Genomic DNA, 21,167 nt, shown 5'->3' with positions numbered 1-21,167 from the left:
ATCGTGATCTCACGCAGCCTGTTCGTTGCCGCTTTGCTGGCCGCCACTGCCTGTTCCGCCGAACCAGAGGCTTCCGTGCCCGCGGGAGAACAGCCGGCAACCACAACCGCTACAGCGCAGCCCTTCGCGCGCACCGTGATCGCTGATTTCGAGAATCCGTGGGCGATGACCTTCCTGCCGGATGGGCGAATGCTGGTTACGGAAAAGCACGGGCAACTCCTCCTGGTCGCTGCCGACGGCAAGAGCCGCGTGGAGATTGCAAAACTGCCCGCCGATTTCGAAGGACAGGGCGGGTTGATGGACGTGGTGCTCGCGCCCGACTTCGCGCGGTCGAAGCGGGTGTATCTAAGCTGGTCCTCGGCGGAGGCGGGCGGCAAGGGGGTAGTGCTGGCTCGCGGCATCCTGAATGATGCCAAGGCCGGCGCCGAGACGCTGGATGGGATCGACATCATTTTCCGCGCGACGCCGCTGGTGCCGGGCGCGGGGCATTATTCGGGCCGGATCGCCTTTTCGCCCGATGGTCGCTTCATCTTTTTCACCAATGGCGAGCGGCAGAAGTTCGATCCTGCGCAGAATCCCAAGGCGACACTTGGCAAGGTCTTGCGGCTGACGCTCGACGGCAAGCCAGCACCTGGCAACCCACTGGCCGCGCAGGGCTTCCATCCCGCAGTGTGGAGCTATGGCCATCGCAACCTGCTGGGCATCGCCTTCGACTCGGGGGGCAATCTGTGGGAGCAGGAAATGGGGCCCAAGGGCGGCGACGAGCTGAACCTTGTGCTTCCCGGACGCAACTATGGCTATCCGAAGGTCTCAAACGGTGACCACTATGATGGCCGGCCGATCCCGGATCACAGCCCTGGTGACGGGTTCGAAGCGCCCAAGGTTTGGTGGACGCCGGTAATCTCTCCCGGCGGGTTGATGGTCTATTCCGGCGACATGTTCCCGCAGTGGAAAGGCGACGCCTTTATCGGCGGGCTCTCTTCGAAGGCGCTGGTGCGGGTCGATCTCGATGGAACGGAAGCGCGAAAAGGGGATCAATGGGACATGGGCGCTCGCATCCGGGAAGTGGAGCAGGCGCCCGATGGGTCGATCTATGTGCTGGAAGATGGCGGTCAGGGTTCGCAAGGCCGGATGATCCGGCTCACGCCCGCGAGATAAGATAGTTCATCCGCGCTGAGGCGATCGGTTTGTCGCGGCTTTCCTGCCAGGCGATCGCCTCGACATTGGCGATGCGGGTGCCGAGCCTCGTCACGGTCCCGGCCGCATACGTGACCCGCTCGCGACCACCGCGCATAAAGTCGATCGTGACATTGATCGGCTTGACCCTCCCGCCGCCTTCGCCGGCAAGCTGATGGCGCAGCGCGGCGAGCGCTGCCACTTCGATGAGCCCGGTGATCGCGCCTCCCTGGACGAAGCCAGGACGGCCGAGCACGTCGCGGCTGAACGGCATGGCCAATAGAGGAAGGCCAGCCTCCCATTCCAACGTGGCGCCCAGAAGATCGGCATAGGGGGGCAGCTTCATGCACCATCTCCCAGGAACATGAAGGTGCCCGAAACGTGGGCGATTGGATCCATCGGATCCCCGTCATGCGCCTGGCCGCGCACGAAGCTGATCGACCGTTTGATGGCGTAGCATTCGCCATGGCCGATCACGGTCTGACCCGGCTTCGCTGGTCGCAGGTAATCCACCCGCAGATCGAGCGTCGCGTGCGGAACGAAGCGGCCCAGCTTGCGCATCGTGGCAAGGCTGGTGGCGATATCCATCAGGGCGAAGATCGGGCCGGAGGCGATCACACCGGATTCTTCATCGCCAATCATGTCTTCCTGATATGGCAGCGTCAGTTCGCACCAGTCCTCGCCATGCGCGCGATAGGCGATGCCGAGCCGGCCGCCATGCCCGCCGAACCGCACATCCTCCATACCGAAGATGTCGCTCAGAGCCTCATCGATCTTCATGCGTGCCGTGTGACACCGGCTTGGTCACGGTGCAACATTCACGGCATTGATGCGCGCCGCAGGCTCATCTAAGTCGATCGTATCAGATCGCGGGAGAGAGACATGGAAGAGCGTGTTACGATATCTGTCGACGGCGGCATCGCCGATGTGCGGCTGAACCGGGCGGACAAGATGAACGCGCTCGATCCCGCCATGTTCGCCGGGCTGAACGCGGCGATCGAGAAGCTTTCCGCCATGAAGGACGTCCGGGTCGCTGTTCTGTCGGGCGAGGGCCGGGCGTTCTGCGCCGGCCTGGACATGGCATCCATGGCAGGCGGCGGATCGGGCAACGATCTGGGCGCGCGCAGCCATGGTGTGGCGAACACCGCTCAGAACGTTGCCTGGGGCTGGCGCGCGCTGCCCATGCCCGTCATTGCGGCCGTCCACGGCGTCGCGCTGGGCGGCGGGTTCCAGATCATGTCGGGTGCCTGCGTGCGCATCGCGCGACCAGACGTGCGCCTGTCAATCCGCGAAACCTATTGGGGCCTGGTCCCTGACATGGCTGGCCTTGCCCTTTGGCGAACCCTGGCGCGCGATGATGTGCTTCGCGACCTTACCTATAGCGCGCGCGAGTTTACGGGCGAGCAAGGTGAACGCTATGGCTTCATCACGCGCCTGGCGGAGGATCCCCGCGCCGCTGCCTTCGAGCTGGCGCGTGAGATTGCAGGCCGCAATCCCGATGCGGTGAAGGCGTCGAAGCGGCTGATCAACCTGATGGCGGATGGCGATACGGCCACCATGCTGCAGGCGGAAAGCGACGAACAGATCAAGCTGATGCGCTCCCCGAACCAAGTCGAGGCGGTGAAGGCGAACATGGAGAAGCGCGCGCCGATGTTCGTGGATTGAAGACCTCCTGCAGCGCGGCTTCCCTGGGCACGGCACGGGATGACCCCGCTGCGGCACAAAATGCCCGTACGTCGGTTATCTCTCCCGATCTTATTATCGGGAGATTCATCATGGCTGACGCACTCACTGGCGACATCAACACCGTGACCGGCAAGGTCAAGGAGACCGCCGGCGCCGCGACCAATGACCGCTCGATGCAGGCTGGCGGCATGTTCGATCAGCTGAAGGGTTCGGTGCAGAAGGCGATGGCGCCGGGCGTCGACGGCCAGCCGCAAGTGGTCGGACAGGCCAAGGCATTCGCCAGGGAGCGCCCTTGGGCCACGGCGGCGCTGGTCGGCGTTCTGGGCCTGGCGACGCTCGGCACGCTGCGCGGCAAGGGCTGAGGCACGGCCGTTACCGGTCGCTATTCAGGCCTTGTGTCGGTGTCTAAGCTGCCGCGAATGCCGAGACTTCGGCGCTCGCGGCACTTGTTTGATTACGTCCGGTCGGGCTCTTCCCGGTGCCGGGGGTGCCGCATAGCCAAGGATTGTAAGGTCAGCGGACCAGGTGAACCCGGAACGGCGCGGGGGTGACGTCGCGATCGGTCATCCGCCCGTTACAAGCACCTTCTTCAACCGATCGACGAAATCAGCGGGGAGGTTTTCACCCTTGGGGTCGGTCATCACAATGGTCGTGTCGCAGGTCGCGATACACTGGCCCGACTGGAATGCGGCCGAGAGCATTTCGAAGCTGCGATTGCCGATCCGCCCAATGCCAATCCCGATGTCGACGTCCTCGGGAAAGCTGCCCTCCGCCAGATAATTGATCTCGTTGCGGGCCACGACGGCACGAAACGTACCCTCCGCCATCTTGCCCCGACTCACGCGGCCGAGTTCCTGGTTCATCCGCACGCGCGCGTCCTCGAACAAGGCGGCGTAAGCGACATTGTTGAGATGCCCCATCGTGTCGAGATCCTGGAAGCGGGTCTGCTTCACCTCGTGCTTGGGGTAGGTTTCGCGGGTGAGGCGCCAGGGCGCGGGGCGGGACATACGATTTCCTCGTCATGCCGGGCTTGTCCCGGCAGCTACCGGGACGCGTATCCACCGGCGTGAAGGTTTACAAAACGGCGAACGCCGGGACTAGCCCGGCGTGACGGAGTGGCGACCTGACGTCACGAGAACGAATCCCGTGACGCCAGGCGCGGCGTTGCGAGCCGCGCTGGCCGGCCTCGGGCACGATCGCGTGCAGCATGCACGCGATCGCCCTGCGGCTCACCGCGGCGCCATGCGGATCGCGCCGTCGAGACGAACGTCCTCGCCGTTGAAATAACCGTTCTCGATCATCAGCGTGGCGAGCGCGGCATATTCCTCCGGATCGCCGAGGCGCTTGGGGAACGGAACAGAAGCCGACAGCGCGTCCTTCACGTTCTGCGGCGCGCCCTGCAGCAGAGGGGTGTTGAAGATACCCGGCAGGATGGTGTTGCAGCGAATGCCTTCGTTCATCAGGTCGCGCGCGATCGGCAAGGTCATGCCGACGACGCCGCCCTTCGATGCGGAATAAGCGGCCTGGCCGATCTGTCCGTCCTCCGCCGCGACCGACGCGGTGTTGACGATTGCGCCGCGATCGCCATCCGGCAGCGGATCAAGCGTCATCATGCCGGCGGCCGACTTGGCGATGCAGCGGAAGGTGCCGACCAGATTGATCTGGATGATCCAGTTGAACGCATCGAGCGGGAAGTGCTTGATCGAGCCGTCTTCCTTGCTGCGGCTGGCGGTCTTGATCGCATTGCCGGTGCCGGCGCAGTTTACCAGGATACGCTCCTGGCCAATCGCCTCGCGCGACTTGGCGAAGCCCGCATCGACCGATGCTTCGTCGGTGACGTTCACCTTGCAGAACACGCCGCCCAGTTCCTTGGCGAGCGCTTCGCCCTTCTCCTCCTGAAGGTCGAAGATCGCGATCTTCACGCCCTTGGCGGCAAGCTGGCGGGCAGTGGCCGCACCCAGGCCTGATGCGCCACCGGTGATGACCGCCGAAATGGTATTGTCGAGTTTCATAGAATCCCCTCCCGATCGTCATGCCAGGCTCGTCCCGGCATCCACGGTTGAACTTGGCGCTACATGGCGCCTTTATCGATATCGAAACGGCAGATCCCATCGTCGTCTACGGTGCGATGTCCGGGACGACGATGGGTCAGAGGCGAGCCGGTTATTCCGCCGCTTGCGCGACGTCGCCCTGCCAGTCGCAGTTTTCGATGATCGTGACGTTGGCGACGCCGCCGCCTTCGCACATCGTCTGCAAGCCGTAGCGGCCACCGCGGCGACGTAGTTCATGTACTAGCGTCGCCATCAGCTTGGTGCCCGACGCGCCCAGCGGGTGGCCGAGCGAGATCGCACCGCCATTCACGTTGAGCTTGTTCGGATCGGCCTTGGTATGCTCGAGCCAGGCGACCGGCACGGAGGCGAAGGCTTCGTTCACCTCGTATAGATCGATGTCGTCGATCGAGAGACCGGCCTTTTTCAGCGCCTTGTCGGTGGCGAACAGCGGCTCTTCCAGCATCACGACCGGATCGCCGGCGGTGACGGTGAGATTGACGATCTTTGCCAGTGGCTTGAGATTGTACTTCTTGAGCGCTTCCTCGCTGACGATCAGCACCGCGCTCGCACCGTCGCAGATCTGACTGGACGAAGCGGCGGTGAGCACGCCTTCCTCCGACAGCTTCTTCACGCCGGCCATGCCCTCCGGCGAGGCGTCGTACCGGATGCCTTCGTCAGAGGTGTGCAGTTCCTTGCCTTCGGGCGTTTCCACCTCGACCGGAACGATCTCGTCCTTGAACTTGCCACCCTGCGTCGCGGCGACCGCCTTGCGGTGCGAGCTGAGCGAGAAATCGTCCAGCTTTTCGCGCGTGTAGCCGTACTTTTTGGCGATCATCTCCGCACCAGCGAACTGGTTAAAGTTGATGCCCGGAAACTTCTCTTCCAGGCCCGGCGACTTGTTCTTGCCGAGCCCGGCGTCGTAGAACAGCTTGTAGGTCGAACCCATGGGCACGCGCGTCATGCTCTCGACGCCGGCCGCGATCACCACGTCCTGCGTACCCGAAAGCACCGCCTGCGCAGCGAACTGGATTGCCTGCTGCGACGAGCCGCACTGGCGATCGATCGTCACCGCAGGGGTCGACTGAGCCAGCTTCTTCGAAGCGAGAACGGCATTGCGGCCGACTTGGCCAGCCTGCTCACCACCCTGGCTGACGCAGCCCATGACGACGTCCTCGACCGCATCGCCGGGAATTCCCGTACGCTCCACGATCGCATCCAGAACCTTCGCCGCCAGATCAACTGGATGGACCCCCGCGAGCTTCCCGCCGCGCCGACCACCAGCCGTCCGAACTGCGTCGACGATATACGCCTCGGCCATCTTCCGACTCTCCATAACAGATGTTATCCCGGCTGCCCATGTGGCGCGATTTCACGCGCACGGCAAGAGGTGGAGAGGCGAATGAACGTATCGGAGGCAGTTAGGGAGCGGCGCTCCGTCCGCGGGTTCCTCGACAAGGAGGTGCCGATGGACGTGCTGAAGGATCTGGCGCTAACATCCGCGCGTGCAGCCACCGGGGGGAACATCCAGCCTTGGCACATCGACATCGTCACCGGCACGAAGATGGACGAGCTAAAGGCGATCATGCGCGGCAAGCTGGAGCGGCGTGAAACGGAAAAGCCCGGCTATGACATCTATCCGCGCGAGATGACGGACGCGACCAAGAAGCGGACCTTTCAGATCGGCGAGATCATGTACGGCCATCTCGGCATCCCGCGCGAGGACAAAGCGGCACGCGCGCAATGGTTTGCGCGCAATTTCCAGTTCTTCGGTGCGCCGGCGGCGTTCTTCGTCACGGTGGATCGCCGCATGGGCCCGCCGCAATGGGCGGACCTTGGCATGTATCTGCAGAACCTGATGCTGCTGGCGGTCGAAAAGGGTCTCGCCACCTGCCCGCAGGAATGTTGGGCGGTGTATCCAAACACGGTAGAAAGTTTCCTGAGCACGCCGCCGGAACGGATGCTCTTCTGCGGGGTGGCGATCGGCTATGAGGATGCAGACGAGCCGGCGAACCGGGTCCGCAGCCCGCGCGCGCCAGAGGAGGAATGGCTGACCGTACTGGCCTGACCATCATTACCGGGCGATCGGCCCTTTAACCGCAATCCGCTGGGGAGAACCCGTGATCGCCAGGCTTGTCGAAGGCGCCGGCGCTCGGGTTCTCGCCTTCGCGGCGATGACGTAAAAGGATGCGGCGACGTTCGGCGAAGCGGCTCGGTCAAATTGTGGCGGGTTGCGCCTCTTCGATCGCCGCCAGAACCATGCGTTCCCAGATCGCGGGATCACCTGCCGCAGCCATCGCCGCGCTCGGCGCCCGCAGGGTGTGAAGCACGGCGATCGCTTCGTCGCGGTGGTCAGGCCAGGCAGCGTCGACCGCGCCGCCGGCGGACTCCTGATCGCCATGGCCGTTGGCGCTGAGCCGCTCACCCGCCAGGACGCGCGCGATACGTTCCACCAAAGAGCCCGTCGCGATGTCCATCGTGTTTCTCCTGTGTTGAGGAGAAGCAACCGATTACGGGCCGTCCGGTTGCAGCGATGAAGGTTTGGCCATTTCGGCCCGTGGAAGCCGTACCTCCAGCGCTGCCGCTGATGACACGTCTCCGAAGAGGTCGGGGGCAACAAAGTCAGGCGCGTTGTCCCCGAAAGGCAGCCGACCTCCGGAAGAACCGGGCCGGCTACCTTGTTCAAGGTGTGTCTTAGCCCTGCGCCGTGACGCGTGAGCCGCCTCCGCCGCGACCACGACCACCCCGACCACGGCCACCGCCGCCACCCGGGCGACCGCCACCGCTACCGCCGCGACGACTGGCATTGGCATAGTCGCGCGTCGCGGTCGGCGCATGCGTCGCCTTGGGACGTGCCGGCCCGCGCTGCTGGCGGGGGCGGTCCTCACGCGGGGCAGGGTCGGCGCCGATCGCCTTCACGCGCGCAGCCTTCAGCGCATCGGCGCGCTTCAGGAAATCGGCGGGCAGGGCGCGCTGCGGCACCTTTTGTCGCGTCAGCTTCTCGATGTCCTTCAGATACGGCCGCTCGTCATCGGCGCAGAAGGAGATGGCGATGCCGCTCGCGCCAGCGCGTGCCGTCCGGCCGATCCGATGGACATATTGCTCGGGCACATTGGGAAGTTCGAAGTTGAACACATGGCTCACCCCCGAAATGTCGATGCCGCGCGCCGCGATATCAGTGGCGACAAGGATAGGCACTTCGCCCGACTTGAATGCGGCCAGCGCGCGCTCACGCTGCGGCTGGCTCTTGTTGCCGTGGATGGCATTGGCGGCGATGCCGTTGCCGGCAAGCAGCTTCACCACCCGGTCGGCACCATGCTTGGTGCGGGTGAACACCAGCGCGCGATCGATCCCTTCCTCCTGGATCAGGATCGTCAGCAGTGCCTGCTTTTCCGTCTGGTTGACGAGCACGACCTGCTGCTCGACCCGCTCCGCGGTAGTCGAGGCCGGCACGACCGACACCGTTTGCGGCTCGTGCAGGAACTTGTCGGCCAGTTCGCGGATCGACGTCGGCATGGTGGCGGAGAAGAACAGCGTCTGACGGCGGCGCGGCACCATCTTCACGATCTTCTTCAACGCGTGGATGAAGCCGAGGTCGAGCATCTGGTCGGCTTCGTCGAGCACCAGGATCTCGAGCATGGTAAGGTTGCAGAAACCCTGTTCGACCAGATCTAGCAAGCGGCCCGGCGTGGCGACCAGGATGTCGACGCCGCGCGACAGGTCCTGACGATTCTTGTTGATGCTGGTGCCGCCGAACACCGTTGCGACCGTCAGCCGCGAATTGCGGGCGTAAAGCTTCGCATTGTCGGCAATCTGGCTGGCCAGTTCACGCGTCGGCGCGAGCACGAGCATCCGCACATGGGTGGGCAGGACGCGTTTCTCGCTGCCGAGCAGGCGCTGGATCGAGGGCAGGACGAACGCTGCTGTCTTGCCGGTGCCCGTCTGGGCGATGCCGAGCAGGTCGCGCCCGGTGAGCACGATCGGGATCGAATCGCGCTGGATCGGCGTGGGCGTCTCATAGCCTTTTGCCTCGAGCGCGCGGACGAGCGACTCGGCAAGACCAAGATCTGAAAATGACATGATATACCTATGGTAGCGGCTCGCACGCCAAGCGGCGCACGAGAAGCGGGGAAATTGACACCCCGCGTGATATGGGAAGCCGGTTCAATCGACCGAGACGGAGCCGGGGCCGGAGGCCCGATCACGCTGCCAACGTCTCGATGTGCCAGCAAATGCGATCAATTGGGTCTCAAGTCAAGGTTCGAGCCGGGGTGCGTGAATTTAACGTACCAAATCCGTCCTTTACCTGGCTTCAACTGTTCTGCCGCCAATAATCGCTATGTGACCCGCATTCCTTACTCTTCCGCTTTGCTGATCATGCTGCAGATCTGCTTCGGCATCGGCAGCCTGGCGTGTCTGGCGTTTGCGCCACCGGCGCGCGGCGAGATGCTGCTGGTGCCGATCGTCAACGATGCGCCGGTTGCGCGCCTTGCCCGGGAGAGGGATGCGCTGCTGGTCAGTCGCGGTCCGGCCGAGGGGCTGGTCGTGCGCGGCGATCGCAATGCACTGTTCTGGCCGATGCTGCGCGCGGGTGTGATGACATTGGCTGCGCCGGCAAGCGTGTGCGGAGGTCAGCCATGAATTCGTCGCTGGATGCGCTGCGGATCCGTGCGGTCCGCCTCCTCGCGCTGCTCGGCTGGATGTGCGTTCCGCTTCTGCTCGTGTGCGGCAAGGTGCTTGGCCTGCCAAACACCGAAAGCGCGATTGTTGCCGCGGCGCTTGCCAATGTCATGCCCCTGATATTGGCGCTGCGCGCGCCGCAGGCGCTGGCTACCCGGCTCAGCCTGGCGGTGCTCGCCGCGATCCTGCCGGCGATCTACGTCTATCTGCTGGCCGCAAATCCGTGGCAGATGGATGCGCACATGTACTTCTTCGTCGCGCTCTCCGCGCTGGCGCTGATGTGCGACTGGCGACCACTCGCCCTTTCGTCGCTGCTGATCTGCCTACACCACCTGCTGCTTTCCTATGTGCTGCCGTCCTGGGTGTTCGCCAATGGCGGTGCGATCATGCGCGTGCTGTTCCACGGGGTTGCGGTAGGCATGCAATGCGCGGCGCTGACCTATCTGACCGTTCGTCTGCGCCGCCTGATCGTGGCGCAGGACGCGGCGCGCGCGGAAAGTGACGCGCTGGCCGCAGTCGCAGAGGCGGAGCGGCAACGGGCAGTGGCCTCGCTGGCGGCGGTGAACGCAGCCGAGGAGCAGTCAGCCAGGGAGCGCGAGCGTCGCATGTGGGCGGAAACGCAGCTTGCGGAGGAGCGGCGCGGCGCCTTGATGGCGCTTGCGGATGATTTCGAGCAATCCGTCGCCAGCGTGGCGATCGCCATCGAGGGTGCCGCCTCCGCGCTCGAGGGCTCGGCGGCGACGTTGACGCGGATCGCTGCCGATGCCGGGCGGCAGGCCAGCGAAGTGGCGGCTGGTGCCGCGCAAGCCGCTGGTGCGACCCAGGACGTGGCCAGTGCCGTGCGGCGGCTGACCGATTCGATCGGCGACATCGCGGAGAGCGCCAACGCCCAGGCGGAACTGACCGGCGCCGTTCAGCGCAATGCTGATGCGGGCAAGGGCGCTGTGCTCGACCTGGCGGAACGCGCTGGCGACATCGGCGGCCTGGTAGGCGAAATTCACGAGATCGCGACGCGAACCAACCTGCTGGCGCTGAACGCCACGATCGAGGCGGCACGCGCGGGCGAAGCAGGACGCGGCTTTGCCGTGGTGGCGGGAGAGGTGAAACAGCTGGCGGGAGGCACCGCGCGCGCCAGCGGCAAGATCGTCTCGCTGATCGAAAGTGTGCGCCACGGTGTGCGAGCGACGGAAGAGAATATCATCGGCGCCGCCGATGCGGTCATGCGCGTCGCCACGGCGGCAGGCGACATCAAGGGTGCCGTTGGCGGGCAGCGCGAAGTGGCTTCCGAAATCGAGCGCACCGCTCATGAAGCGGCGCGCGGGGTGGACATGATCGAGCAGCGGATCAGCCGCGTGGCCTTGGCCGCAAACGAGGCAGATAGCCTGTCGCGTCACGTCCGTGAGGCGGCAGGCACATTGTCGGAACATGCCCGCCGGTTGCGGCGGAGCACCGATGGGTTCGTGGCACAATTACGGACGGGCGAGCGCGACGCGGCCTGAAGCTCTCGAGCCGCTTGCTTCAAACGTCCCGCGCTTCCTGAACCAGTGCTCGGCAGAGGCGAGCTTTAGCGCAAGCTCTGACGTCGCCGCGCACCAGCCTTCAGCCCGCAAGCGCCTCAAGAACCTTCTACGTCTCGCCTCCTCGCGAGCGACAGTCCCTCAAACCGCCGCCAGCGTATCCAGAAAGCGCAGCATGTGGCGCTCCATCTCATCGGCGCGAGTGGAGAGCGACACCGCAAGATCGCTCATCACCGTCGCGTCCTGCCCGGCCGAGCGGGCGCCCTGCAGAATGTTGTTCACTGTCGACCGGATGTGATCGGTCGCGGCGCTCGCTTCGGTGACATGGGCGCTGATTTCCTGCCCGGCGCGGGTCTGTTCGCCAATCGCCTCAGCCATGGTCGCGGAAAGCCCGTCAAGCGTGTCGATGGCGCCTGACAATGCGCTCTGCGAGGCGCGCACGCTATCGGTCGCGTCGCGAACGCCGTGAATCTCGCGCGTGATCTCCGCCGCGGCGCTGCGAGTCTGCGCTGCGAGCGACTTCACCTCGTTGGCGACCACCGCGAAGCCCCGTGCCGCTTCGCCGCCGCGCGCTGCCTCGATCGTGGCATTGAGCGCCAGCATCGTCGTGCGCCGGGCAATCTCGTCGATCAATGCCGTTACCGCGCCGATCGAATCCGCCGCCGTGACCAGCCCGTCGATCTGCCGCGCGCCGGCGCGGGCGCGCTCACTGGCCGCCTCCGTCGCGACTCTCGCGTCCCGTGTGTCGCACGCCACCTGAGCCAAGGCGCCCGCGAACGTCTGGGCGCGCTCCGCCACTTCGGCGAGGTTGGTGGAGGCTTGCCCCGTCGCTGCGGCGACGGCGGCCGTGCCATCACCGATCTGTTGCGCCCGCTCCGCCATGCGCAGCGCAGTGTCGGCGACAGTGTGGGACGCGTGCGACAATTCGGTGGCGAGAGCGCGTGCCTCCGCCTCAAAGACCTGGCTCGCCTGCTGGATAGCGGCTCCGCGTGCGCCGGCGCGGCGGCTGTTGGCGGCGTCGCGCTCGGCCGCGACGCGCAGCAGCGTGGGTTGGTCGATGGTGCCGAGGTAACGGCCCTTGTCGGTGATGATCAGCCCCTCGGCGCCCGGCTGTTCCTGCCAGGTAGCCAGCATTGCGCCGGCACCGGCATCAAGCGGCACGACCGGGCACGGCAACACATGATCGCCCAAGCCGATCGCCAGGCTGCGGTTCGAAAGCAGGGCATAGCCGAAGGGGCTGAACAACAGGCGCCGGACATCGCGCTCGAACAGCGCGCCGACGGGGCGCTGCAATACGTCAACCACCGCGATCATGCGCAGGTCAGGCGCGGCGCGGAATAATTGCACCGCCTCCAGCATTCGGGCGCCGGCCGCGACCGACGAACGGTCCTTGATCCATGCTTCGTTGATCGGATCCGGCACCGATTCACTTGGTGCCCAGACCACCGCCCCCCGGCTCATTCTTGCGCGTCCCTATCTGCATTGTCGATGCGGCGCTTACGGGATGGCTGGTAAACGGGGCGTTAGGGAATTGTTGCGGTTCGGTGACACTGCTCCGCAACCGAATGGCGTTGCGGACCATGCAAGGCAGCGGCGACGCCGGCCGAACCGGTGCCAGTGGCACCGTCCGACCGGCCAGCCGATTGCCTCCTGCCGCAGCGTGGCTGCGCTTAAAGCTTGCGGCTGATCACTTCCTTCATGATCTCGTTTGTGCCGCCATAAATCCGGCTGACGCGCGCGCCGCGCCACATGCGGGCGATCGGATATTCGTTCATATAGCCGGCACCGCCGTGCAGCTGGAGGCACTTGTCCATGACCTCCCACTGAAGATCGGTGTGCCACAGCTTGGCTGCGGCGCCTTCCTCGTTGGTCAGCTCGCCCTTCAGATGACGTGCGATCGCCCAGTCGAGGTGGGCCCAGCCGACCTGGAGCTTCGCCTTTAGGTCAGCGAGTACGAACTTGGTGTTCTGGAAATCGAACACCACGCCCTTGAACGCCTTGCGCTCCTTCACGAACGCGACGGTGTCGTCGAAGGCCTTCTGCGAGGAGGCCATGGTGCTCACCGCGATGGACAGGCGCTCCTGCGGCAGCTGGCTCATCAGATAGATGAAGCCCATGCCCTCTTCGCCGAGGCAGTTGGTGATCGGAACGCGCACGTCCTCGAAGAACAACTCGGACGTATCGGCCGCATCCTGGCCGATCTTGTCGAGCTTGCGGCCCTTGCTGAAGCCCTCGCGGTCGCTTTCGACCAGGATGATCGACATGCCCTTGTAAGCCGGCTGCGCATCGGGATCGGTCTTCGCGACCACCAGCGTCAGATCGGTATTCTGGCCGTTGGTGATGTAGGTCTTGGACCCGTTGATCACGTAATGGTTGCCGTCCTTACGCGCGGTGGTGCGGATCGACTGAAGGTCGCTGCCGGTGCCCGGCTCGGTCATGGCGATGGCGGTGATTACGTCACCCGACACCATCTTGGGCAACCATTCCTTCTTCTGCTCCTCGGAGCCGTAGGTCTCCATATAGCCGGCGACGATGTCCGACTGGAGCGAGAAGCCGGCGGGCACGCCCGAATAGGCCATTTCCTCGTCGACGATGGCATTATAGCCGAAATCCAGGCCCAGGCCGCCATAAGCCTCCGGCACGGTCGGGCAGAGCATGCCGACCTCGCCCGCCTTCTGCCAGAAGCTCTTGGGGACCAGGCGCTCCTTTTCCCACTGATCGGAATTGGGCACGCCTTCCTTTGCCAGGAAGCTGCGCACCGTCTGGCGGAACGCCTCATGATCCTCGTTGTAGGCGAAACGGCCCGCGATCTGGTCGAGCGACATTGAAGAAACCCCTCCGAAAAACTGATGCTTCGCTTGTCGCGGGGCCGGCCAGAAGGGTCAAGTAACTTTTGTTATGGTGACGGGCGCGAGGCGCCGAGTCTCGACTTGGCCGGCGGCACGGGCCTATGCCGTGGAAGAAAGAGAGGTGACGGATGAAACTAGCGAGTCTGAAGCATGGCCGTGACGGCAAGCTCGTCGTGGTGTCGAACGATCTCGCCTGGTGCGCCGACGCCGGCCATATCGCGCCCACCCTGCAGGCCGCACTGGACGACTGGGAGCGATTGTCGCCCGACCTGGAGAATCTGGCCACCGATCTTGAGCATGAAGTGATCCCGCGGCTTCGATTCCACGAGCATGACGCCGCCTCGCCCTTGCCGCGCGCCTATCAATGGGCTGACGGTTCCGCTTATGTGAACCATGTTGCGCTGGTGCGGCAGGCGCGTGGGGCGGAGATGCCGGACAGCTTCTGGCACGATCCGCTGATGTATCAGGGCGGATCGGACAGGTTCCTGGGGCCTCGCGATCCGATCCCGCTGGCCGATGAAAGCTGGGGCTGCGATCTGGAGGCCGAAGTCGTGGTCGTGACCGGCGACGTGCCGATGGGCGCCAGCCGGGAGGAAGCGCTGGCCGCCATCCGACTGGTCGGTCTCACCAACGACGTGTCGCTGCGCAATCTCATTTCGGGCGAACTCGCCAAGGGCTTTGGCTTCTTCCAGTCGAAGCCCGCATCTGCCTTCTCACCGGTGTTCGTGACGCCGACGGCGCTGGGTGACTGGTGGCAGGATGGCAAGTTGCACCGCAAGCTGATGGTCGACCTGAACGGACAGCCGTTCGGGAGGGCAGAAGCCGGCGAAGACATGACCTTCGACTTCGGCACGCTGGTCGCTCATGCCGCCAAGACCCGCGCATTGGGCGCCGGAACGATCGTGGGATCGGGAACGGTGTCGAATCGCGATGCGGATGGTGGCCCGGGCAAGCCGATCGCGGACGGCGGCGTGGGCTATTCCTGCATTGCCGAAGTGCGCACGATCGAGACGATCGCCGGTGGCAAGCCGGTGACGCCGTTCCTAAAGGCTGGCGACACCGTGCGGATCTGGGCCGAGGACGACCGGCATCACCCGATCTTCGGGGTGATCGAACAGGTGGTGGGCGGCTGATCCAATTCCCTTCGAGGGGAGACTCGACGCTCCTCAACGCGTTTTCGGGGAAGCGGCGTCAGGCGCGCGGCAGGTCGTACGCCTGAACTTCCCCGACCGCATCGGTGATCGCCAGCATCCGGGCGATCGCCACCGGGCGATCCGGCTTGCCCTGATGCGCATCAATGTCGAGCGTGATCGCGCGCCGGCCGGTGCGCCGGGGCACAACCCGCGCGATCAAGGGCAGCGTGGCGAGCGCGGGTGCCAAGAAGCGCACTTCGAAATCGAGCGGGCGGAAGGCCGGATCGATGGCCGCGACGCCGGCCTGTTCGAGCAGCCCGGCGATCACGCCGCCATGATAAGCGGGAAGCGGTGCGCCGACATGCTCGGCCCGCGGTTCCATCGTCAGCCCGTCGAGCGAAGCGCTCGCGCCGAGATAATCGGCGAAGCTGGCCGCAGGAGACGGGGGCAGCACGTCATGCCGATCATCCATGCGGCCGGGCGTGCCGCCGGGCATGGAGCCGATCAGATACCGCGCCACGGCAGCGCCGACCGGCTTGCCTTCGGCGATCAACCGCCCGCGGGACAGCGCAAGGTCGCCCTCACGCGTTACCTCGTCGATCGTGCAGCTGAGCGACGCGGCGGGCAGCGGGCCAAACCAATCGACCCGCAGGTCTAGCGTCATCATCGGCGTCGGCCGGGGCAGCGTGGTGAAGACGCCGCCAGCCGTCGCCTGATCGGCGAGCACAAGCGCAGCGCCACGAGAGACACGCCCATCCGAATCGCAAACCGCCGGCAGTGCCGCATCCAGCGAGGTCGACACCGGATCACCGATGGTGGCGCGCTGCCGCATGCCGAGTGCGGCACAGGCGGGAATGGTGCGGATGTGTTCGCTGGGCTCGCTGCCCGGAAAACCCGGGTACAGTTGTTCCGGATCGTGTCGGCTCACTTGGCGCGATACCGGATTGGCAGGTGCTTCATGCCGCTGACGAAGCTGGCGCGTGTCCATGACGGGTCGCCGGCGAGTTCGAAATCGTCGAAGCGGGCGAGCAGTTCTTCGAACAGGATACGCATCTCCAATTTGGCGAGGTGCTGGCCCAGGCACAGGTGAGGGCCGTAGCCGAAGGCCAGATGCTGGCGCACGTTGGCGCGGTCAATCCGGAAGGCGAAGGGATCGTCGAAGACGGCCGTATCGCGGTTGGCGGAAGGATAAGCCATGACGAGGCTGTCGCCTTCCTTGATCGGAACGCCGCCGACCTCCGTATCCTTGGCGGCTGTGCGGAAGAAATGCTTCACCGGGCTGGCCCAGCGGATCATCTCCTCCACCGAATTGGGCAGCAGCGAGGGATCGTCGCGCAGTTTCTGCATCTCGGAGGGATTGCGGATCAACTCCAGCAGGCCTGCGGAGGAGGAGGAACTGGTCGTGTCGTGCCCCGCGGCCGCGATGATGAGGTAATAGCTCATCGCCTCCATGTTCCCCATCGGTGAGCCGTCCGTCAGCGTCGCATTGGCGATGATGGTGGAGACGTCGTCGCGGGGGGTCGCCTTGCGATCGGCGGTGATGCGGTCGCACCATGCGTTGAATTCGGCGATGGTGGCGAACAGCCCTCCCATCTCCTCCGGACGCATGTGATCGAAATCCTGCGCGCCGAACACCTCCTGCGTGATCTTCATCAGGAACGCCTCGTCCTCACGCGAAGCGCCCAACGTGAGCATGATGACGCGCAGGGGAAACCAGATCGCGACCTCGCTGGCGAAATCGCATTGGTTGCCCAGCGACGCCATATGCTCGACGCTCTCCTTCGCCAGCGCGCGGATCTCGCCTTCGAGCTGCTTCATATATTTGGGTGAGAAGTAGCCCTGCGTCATGGCGCGGAAGTGCTTGTGGTCGGGATTGTCCATGCTGACGAGGTTGCGGGTCAGCTTGTTGCCCCCGGTCAGCGCCATGATGCGCTGTTCGTCGGCAACGGTGGCGAGCGTCAGGCGGGGATCGTTGAGGAACGTCTCATTGTCCAGCTCGACGCGCCGGATGTCGGCATGGCGCGCGACCGTCCAGAACGGCCGATATCCCTCGGGCTCGCACCAATAGACCGGCGCTTCCTCGCGCAGGTATTTGAAGATGGCATGGTATCGCTCCTCGTGCGCATAGCTGTCCGGATCGACGATGGCGGCGTCGAACGCCGCTTTGTCGGTGGGTGAGGGGACGTGCGGGGTCAGGCCGATCTGGGGCTCTGGGCTGAGGGCAGCGGTGGCCATGCGGTCTCTCCTTCATGCTGCCGGTCGGCGCCGGCTCGGTGCAAACCTAAGCCGAGTGTTTCAGCAAGATCAATGGAAGTCGTGGCTGCGGATCGGAATCACATCCTCGGGCCGCTCCTTGTAGTGGTAGTCGACGCGGCCCTTCTTCCAGCCGGGATCGCCGCGGTCGGGCGCACCGGGGTGGGTAGCGCCGTCGCCGCGCGCGACGAGAGAGGGCAGGTCAATCTCGCCTACCTCGCGCAGCATCCAGGTGAGATCCGTGATGAGATCCGCGACCACGTGGATGACAATGCCTTCCTTCTGCACGCGGCCACGAATGTTGACCATGGCGGAGGACATGACCGTGCGGCGCTGCGCCTCGAACCGATCGGGCCAGAGGATGCCATTGGCGACGCCGGTCTCATCCTCGATGGTGATGAACAAGACGCCCTTAGCGCTGCCCGGCCGCTGGCGGACGAGGATGATCCCGGCGACGTCCACCAGCGTGCCTTCCTTGATGGTCTTGAGATCACCGCAGCGCACGCAGCGGCGTTCGCCGAGGCGGCCGCGCAGGAAAGTGAGCGGGTGCTGGCGCAGCGTCAGCTGGGTGGCACGGTAATCCTCCACCACCTCTCGCCCCGCCGTAAGCGCGCGCAGGTGGACCGGCTCCTCCTTCGTCTCGATCGCGGCGAGCAGGGGAAGCGGTGTGTCACCCAGGCCACGGATCGCCCACAAGGCCTGGCGGCGGTCCAGCCCCATACCGGCGAAGGCGTCGGCCTTGGCGAGCTTCTCCAGCGTGGCGAGCGGCACGCCCGAGCGGCGCCATACGTCCTCCACCGAGGTGAAGGGGCGGATGGCGCGCGCGGCGATGATCTTGCCGGCGTCCGCGGCGGCGAGGCCGTGAACAATGCGCAGGCCGAGCCGGAGGGGATGGAAGGGTGTGAGCGGTGCGGCTTTCTCCCTCTCCCCTCCGGGGAGAGGGCAGGGGAGAGGGGCTGTGCTGGGTGACTCAGCGGGTGCAGTGGTTGGGGCTTGTGACTGCCCCTCTCCCCGACCCTCTCCCCGATCCTCTCCTCGGATGGGAGAGGGAGAAGGACGGTGCCTTCCCCTGAAAGGGAGGGGCTTTGCTTCTAGCAGCGCCGTATCCCAGTCGCTCGTCATCACGCACACCGGCAGCACCTCCACGCCATGCGCGCGCGCGTCGCGGACGATCTGCGCCGGGGCGTAGAAGCCCATCGGCTGGGCGTTGAGCAAAGCCGCGCAGAACACATCCGCGTGGTGGCATTTCATCCATGACGAGGCGTAGGCGATCTTGGCGAAGCTCGCCGCGTGGCTTTCGGGAAAGCCGTAGCTGCCAAAGCCCTCGATCTGCTTCACCAGCCGCTCGGCGAATTCCAGCGCGATCCCGTTGGCGCGCATGCCGTTGATCAGCTTGTCGCGGAATTCGCCCACGCCCCCGGTCATCTTGAACGTCGCCATCGCGCGGCGCAGCAGGTCCGCCTCGCCCGGCGTGAAGCCAGCGCCGAGAATCGCGACCTGCATTGCCTGTTCCTGGAACAGCGGCACGCCAAGCGTCTTCTGGAGCACATGCTTCAGCTTCGGGCTGGGATATTCGATCCTGGCCTGATCCGCCTTCGATAGCGCGCGGCGCTTCAGATACGGGTGCACCATGTCTCCCTGGATCGGGCCGGGACGGACGATCGCGACCTGAATGGCGAGATCGTAGAATTCGACCGGCTTCATCCGCGGCAGCATGCTCATCTGTGCCCGGCTCTCGATCTGGAATACGCCCAGCGTGTCGGCCTGCTGGATCATCGCAAAGGTGGCGGGGTCATCGTCCTGCAACGCGTCGCTCGCCATCGTCATCGCGAGGCTCTTGTGCTCGGCGAGCAGGTCGAACGCGCGGCGCATGCAGCCGAGCATGCCGAGACCCAGGATGTCGACCTTCATGAAGCCGAGATGCTCGATATCCTCCTTTTCCCATTCGATGACGTGGCGATCGACCATCGCGGCGGGTTCGATCGGCACCAGATCGTGCAGCGGATCGCGCGTCAGCACGAAGCCGCCGGGATGCTGCGATAGATGGCGCGGGGTGCCGATCAGCTCCTTGGCGAGTTCAAGTGCCAGCGCGAGGCGCGGCTCGCCCGCGTCGAGGTTGAGCGCCTCGACATGGCTGTCGGGCACGCCCTCGTTGGACCAGCCCCATACCTGTCCGGCGAGCGCGCTCGTCATGTCCTCGGGAAGCCCCAGCACCTTGCCCACCTCGCGGATCGCGCCGCGCGTGCGGAAACGGCTGACCACCGCGGTCAGCGCGGCATGATCACGGCCATAGGTCTCATAGATCCACTGGATCACTTCCTCGCGCCGCTCATGCTCGAAATCGATGTCGATATCGGGCGGCTCGCGGCGTTCCTCCGACACGAAGCGCTCAAACAGGAGCTGATGCTTGATCGGGTCGATCGAGGTGATGCCGAGAACGAAGCAGATTACCGAATTGGCAGCCGAGCCGCGGCCCTGGCACAGGATGTCGATCGAGCGCGCGTAGCTCACGATCGAGTTCACCGTGAGGAAGTACGGCGCATAGCCCATCTTCGCGACGAGCGTCAGTTCGTGTTCGAGCTGTTTGGAATAAGTGTCGGGCGGGGCGCCGCCGAAGCGCTGCGCCAGCGCATTGCGCGACAGGCGCTCCAGCCCGTCCTGCGCCGTGCGGCCGGTCATGATGATCTCGTCGGGATATTGGTAATCAAGGTCCTTGAGCGAAAAGGTGCAGCGCTCCACGATCGCCTCCACCGCGGCGAGCGCCTGCGGGTAATCGGAGAAGCGGCGCGCCATCTCAGCCGGGGGCTGGAGGTGGCGATCGGCATGACGCTCCCGCCGAAAGCCGAGTTCGTCGATGGTGCATTTCTCTCGAATCGCGGTGACGACGTCCTGCAGCATGCGCCGGTCGGGCGAATGGTACAGCACGTCGCCGGTGACGAGCGGGGTGAGGCCATGCGCTTCGGCAGCCTCAGCTGTGCCGTGCCAGCGGCGGCGCTCGCCCGGACGGCGCCATGGCGTGAGGCACACATGGCCGCGGTTGCCGAAGATGTCGGCCGTGGCGGCGAGCGCGGTCGGATCGGCGCCGTCGCGGCCCGGCACCAGGGCCGCGACGAGGCCAGCGGCATGCGCGGCAACATCCTCCCAGTGGAGAAAGCATCGACCCTTCTCGCCATGCTGCGTGTCGGCGCGCGACTTGCCGAGCGTGAGCAGGCGGGTGAGCCGGCTCCAGGCGGCGCGATTCTCCGGCCAGACCAGCAGCGATTCCCCCGTGACGAGATCGAGCCGGCAACCGGGGATCGAGCGGATGTGGAGGCCGTTCTTCTTTTCCAGCTGCTCGCACGCGAACAGCGCGCGCACCACGCCGGCGACCGAGTTGCGATCGACCACGCCGAGCGCCGGCATCCCCATCACCGCGGCGGTGGCAAACAATTCTTCGCACGATGACGCGCCGCGCAGGAAGGAGAAGTGCGTGGTGACCTGAAGCTCGCTGTACGTCATCGCGTGCTTCCACGCCGATCACGCGAATGTGCCATGGATGTACCAGCTCAGATCGCCCGTATCGGCGCGTACCCCGTCGCCACGGCGGAACAGCCAGAAGCGGCGACCCTCGGCATCCTCGACCCGGAAGTAATCGCGTACCGCGTCGCGCTCGCCCGAACGGCGCCACCATTCGCCGGTGACGCGTTCTGGCCCGTCGGCGTGGGTCACGATATGCGGGCGGCCGCGCCATGCGAAGCGATAGGGCGCGCGATCGGGTAGCTCGGCGAGCACCTGATCGAGCGGCTCGGGGCGGCGCAGCAAGCGCGCGGGGCGGGGCCAGCGGGG

The 21,167-nt window shown here is 65.3% G+C and carries 20 protein-coding genes; 7 read left to right on the top strand and 13 right to left on the bottom strand.

Going from position 1 to position 21,167, the window contains the following annotated elements; translation table 11 throughout:
- Positions 1–6 precede the first annotated feature (6 nt).
- Positions 7–1,158, top strand: coding sequence for a PQQ-dependent sugar dehydrogenase (locus AX702_RS02645; RefSeq protein ID WP_066775855.1), 1,152 nt, complete (start codon positions 7–9; stop codon positions 1,156–1,158).
- Here the strand turns inward: AX702_RS02645 and AX702_RS02640 are convergent.
- Both AX702_RS02640 and AX702_RS02635 read right to left on the bottom strand, forming a co-directional pair.
- Positions 1,142–1,522 carry a PaaI family thioesterase gene (locus AX702_RS02640; protein ID WP_066775826.1) on the bottom strand — a complete coding sequence of 127 codons (381 nt, stop codon included), beginning with the start codon at positions 1,520–1,522 and terminating at the stop codon, positions 1,142–1,144. The genes AX702_RS02645 and AX702_RS02640 overlap by 17 nt on opposite strands.
- Positions 1,519–1,956, bottom strand: coding sequence for a PaaI family thioesterase (locus tag AX702_RS02635; protein WP_066775825.1), 438 nt, complete (start codon positions 1,954–1,956; stop codon positions 1,519–1,521). The genes AX702_RS02640 and AX702_RS02635 overlap by 4 nt, the downstream gene beginning before the upstream one ends.
- 102 nt (positions 1,957–2,058) lie before the next feature.
- On the opposite strand from AX702_RS02635, the gene AX702_RS02630 reads away from it, so the two are divergent.
- Both AX702_RS02630 and AX702_RS02625 read left to right on the top strand, forming a co-directional pair.
- Complete coding sequence (locus tag AX702_RS02630) at positions 2,059–2,841, top strand: crotonase/enoyl-CoA hydratase family protein (protein WP_066775824.1); 783 nt, start codon at positions 2,059–2,061, stop codon at positions 2,839–2,841.
- Between the two features lie 110 nt (positions 2,842–2,951).
- On the top strand, positions 2,952–3,224 hold the full coding sequence (locus AX702_RS02625; protein WP_066775822.1) for a CsbD family protein: 273 nt from the start codon (positions 2,952–2,954) through the stop codon (positions 3,222–3,224).
- A 201-nt stretch (positions 3,225–3,425) separates the two neighbouring features.
- On the opposite strand, the gene AX702_RS02620 is transcribed toward AX702_RS02625, so the two are convergent.
- The 3 genes from AX702_RS02620 to AX702_RS02610 form a co-directional block, all read right to left on the bottom strand.
- Positions 3,426–3,869 carry an acyl-CoA thioesterase gene (locus AX702_RS02620; RefSeq protein ID WP_066775820.1) on the bottom strand — a complete coding sequence of 148 codons (444 nt, stop codon included), beginning with the start codon at positions 3,867–3,869 and terminating at the stop codon, positions 3,426–3,428.
- A 222-nt stretch (positions 3,870–4,091) separates the two neighbouring features.
- Positions 4,092–4,874 carry an SDR family NAD(P)-dependent oxidoreductase gene (locus AX702_RS02615; protein WP_066775818.1) on the bottom strand — a complete coding sequence of 261 codons (783 nt, stop codon included), beginning with the start codon at positions 4,872–4,874 and terminating at the stop codon, positions 4,092–4,094.
- A 151-nt stretch (positions 4,875–5,025) separates the two neighbouring features.
- Positions 5,026–6,231: an acetyl-CoA C-acetyltransferase gene (locus AX702_RS02610; RefSeq protein WP_066775853.1), complete on the bottom strand. Its 1,206-nt coding sequence runs from the start codon at positions 6,229–6,231 to the stop codon at positions 5,026–5,028.
- 81 nt (positions 6,232–6,312) lie between these two features.
- Between AX702_RS02610 and AX702_RS02605 the strand changes: the two genes are divergently transcribed.
- The gene (locus tag AX702_RS02605; RefSeq protein WP_066775816.1) at positions 6,313–6,978 is read left to right on the top strand and encodes a nitroreductase; all 666 of its coding nucleotides are present in this window, start codon (positions 6,313–6,315) and stop codon (positions 6,976–6,978) included.
- 148 nt (positions 6,979–7,126) lie between these two features.
- Here AX702_RS02605 and AX702_RS02600 read toward each other — a convergent pair whose 3' ends face one another.
- Both AX702_RS02600 and AX702_RS02595 read right to left on the bottom strand, forming a co-directional pair.
- Positions 7,127–7,387, bottom strand: coding sequence for a hypothetical protein (locus AX702_RS02600; protein ID WP_066775814.1), 261 nt, complete (start codon positions 7,385–7,387; stop codon positions 7,127–7,129).
- Positions 7,388–7,604: 217 nt separating this feature from the next.
- Positions 7,605–8,990, bottom strand: coding sequence for a DEAD/DEAH box helicase (locus tag AX702_RS02595; RefSeq protein WP_066775812.1), 1,386 nt, complete (start codon positions 8,988–8,990; stop codon positions 7,605–7,607).
- A gap of 162 nt (positions 8,991–9,152) precedes the next feature.
- Between AX702_RS02595 and AX702_RS02590 the strand changes: the two genes are divergently transcribed.
- Both AX702_RS02590 and AX702_RS02585 read left to right on the top strand, forming a co-directional pair.
- On the top strand, positions 9,153–9,551 hold the full coding sequence (locus AX702_RS02590) for a hypothetical protein (RefSeq protein WP_231731696.1): 399 nt from the start codon (positions 9,153–9,155) through the stop codon (positions 9,549–9,551).
- Positions 9,548–11,089, top strand: coding sequence for a methyl-accepting chemotaxis protein (locus tag AX702_RS02585; RefSeq protein ID WP_066775808.1), 1,542 nt, complete (start codon positions 9,548–9,550; stop codon positions 11,087–11,089). Before AX702_RS02590 ends, AX702_RS02585 begins: the two co-directional genes overlap by 4 nt.
- Positions 11,090–11,248: 159 nt before the next feature.
- On the opposite strand, the gene AX702_RS02580 is transcribed toward AX702_RS02585, so the two are convergent.
- Both AX702_RS02580 and AX702_RS02575 read right to left on the bottom strand, forming a co-directional pair.
- Complete coding sequence (locus tag AX702_RS02580) at positions 11,249–12,568, bottom strand: methyl-accepting chemotaxis protein (protein ID WP_066775806.1); 1,320 nt, start codon at positions 12,566–12,568, stop codon at positions 11,249–11,251.
- Positions 12,569–12,777: 209 nt separating this feature from the next.
- Positions 12,778–13,932: an acyl-CoA dehydrogenase family protein gene (locus AX702_RS02575; protein ID WP_066775803.1), complete on the bottom strand. Its 1,155-nt coding sequence runs from the start codon at positions 13,930–13,932 to the stop codon at positions 12,778–12,780.
- Positions 13,933–14,084: 152 nt separating this feature from the next.
- Here AX702_RS02575 and AX702_RS02570 point away from each other — a divergent pair, with 152 nt between their 5' ends.
- Positions 14,085–15,089, top strand: a complete 1,005-nt coding sequence (locus AX702_RS02570; RefSeq protein WP_066775801.1) for a fumarylacetoacetate hydrolase family protein — start codon at positions 14,085–14,087, stop codon at positions 15,087–15,089.
- 58 nt (positions 15,090–15,147) lie between these two features.
- Here AX702_RS02570 and AX702_RS02565 read toward each other — a convergent pair whose 3' ends face one another.
- The 4 genes from AX702_RS02565 to AX702_RS22360 all read right to left on the bottom strand — a co-directional run.
- Positions 15,148–16,017 (bottom strand): PaaI family thioesterase, encoded by an 870-nt coding sequence (locus tag AX702_RS02565; RefSeq protein ID WP_197420476.1) that lies wholly within the window; start codon positions 16,015–16,017, stop codon positions 15,148–15,150.
- Entirely contained in the window at positions 16,014–17,324 is a 1,311-nt protein-coding gene (locus AX702_RS02560; protein ID WP_082745939.1) for a cytochrome P450, read from the bottom strand. Before AX702_RS02560 ends, AX702_RS02565 begins: the two co-directional genes overlap by 4 nt.
- A 69-nt stretch (positions 17,325–17,393) precedes the next feature.
- Complete coding sequence (locus AX702_RS02555) at positions 17,394–20,840, bottom strand: error-prone DNA polymerase (protein ID WP_066775797.1); 3,447 nt, start codon at positions 20,838–20,840, stop codon at positions 17,394–17,396.
- An 18-nt stretch (positions 20,841–20,858) separates the two neighbouring features.
- On the bottom strand, positions 20,859–21,167 hold a 309-nt coding region (locus AX702_RS22360), incomplete at its 5' end, for a DUF6504 family protein (protein WP_331710372.1).

The sequence above is a fragment of the Sphingomonas sp. CCH5-D11 genome (assembly GCF_001557395.1).
Lineage (GTDB): Bacteria > Pseudomonadota > Alphaproteobacteria > Sphingomonadales > Sphingomonadaceae > Sphingomonas.
Note: the sequence above shows the minus strand (reverse complement) of the source record. Positions and strands in the feature narration are given on the sequence as shown.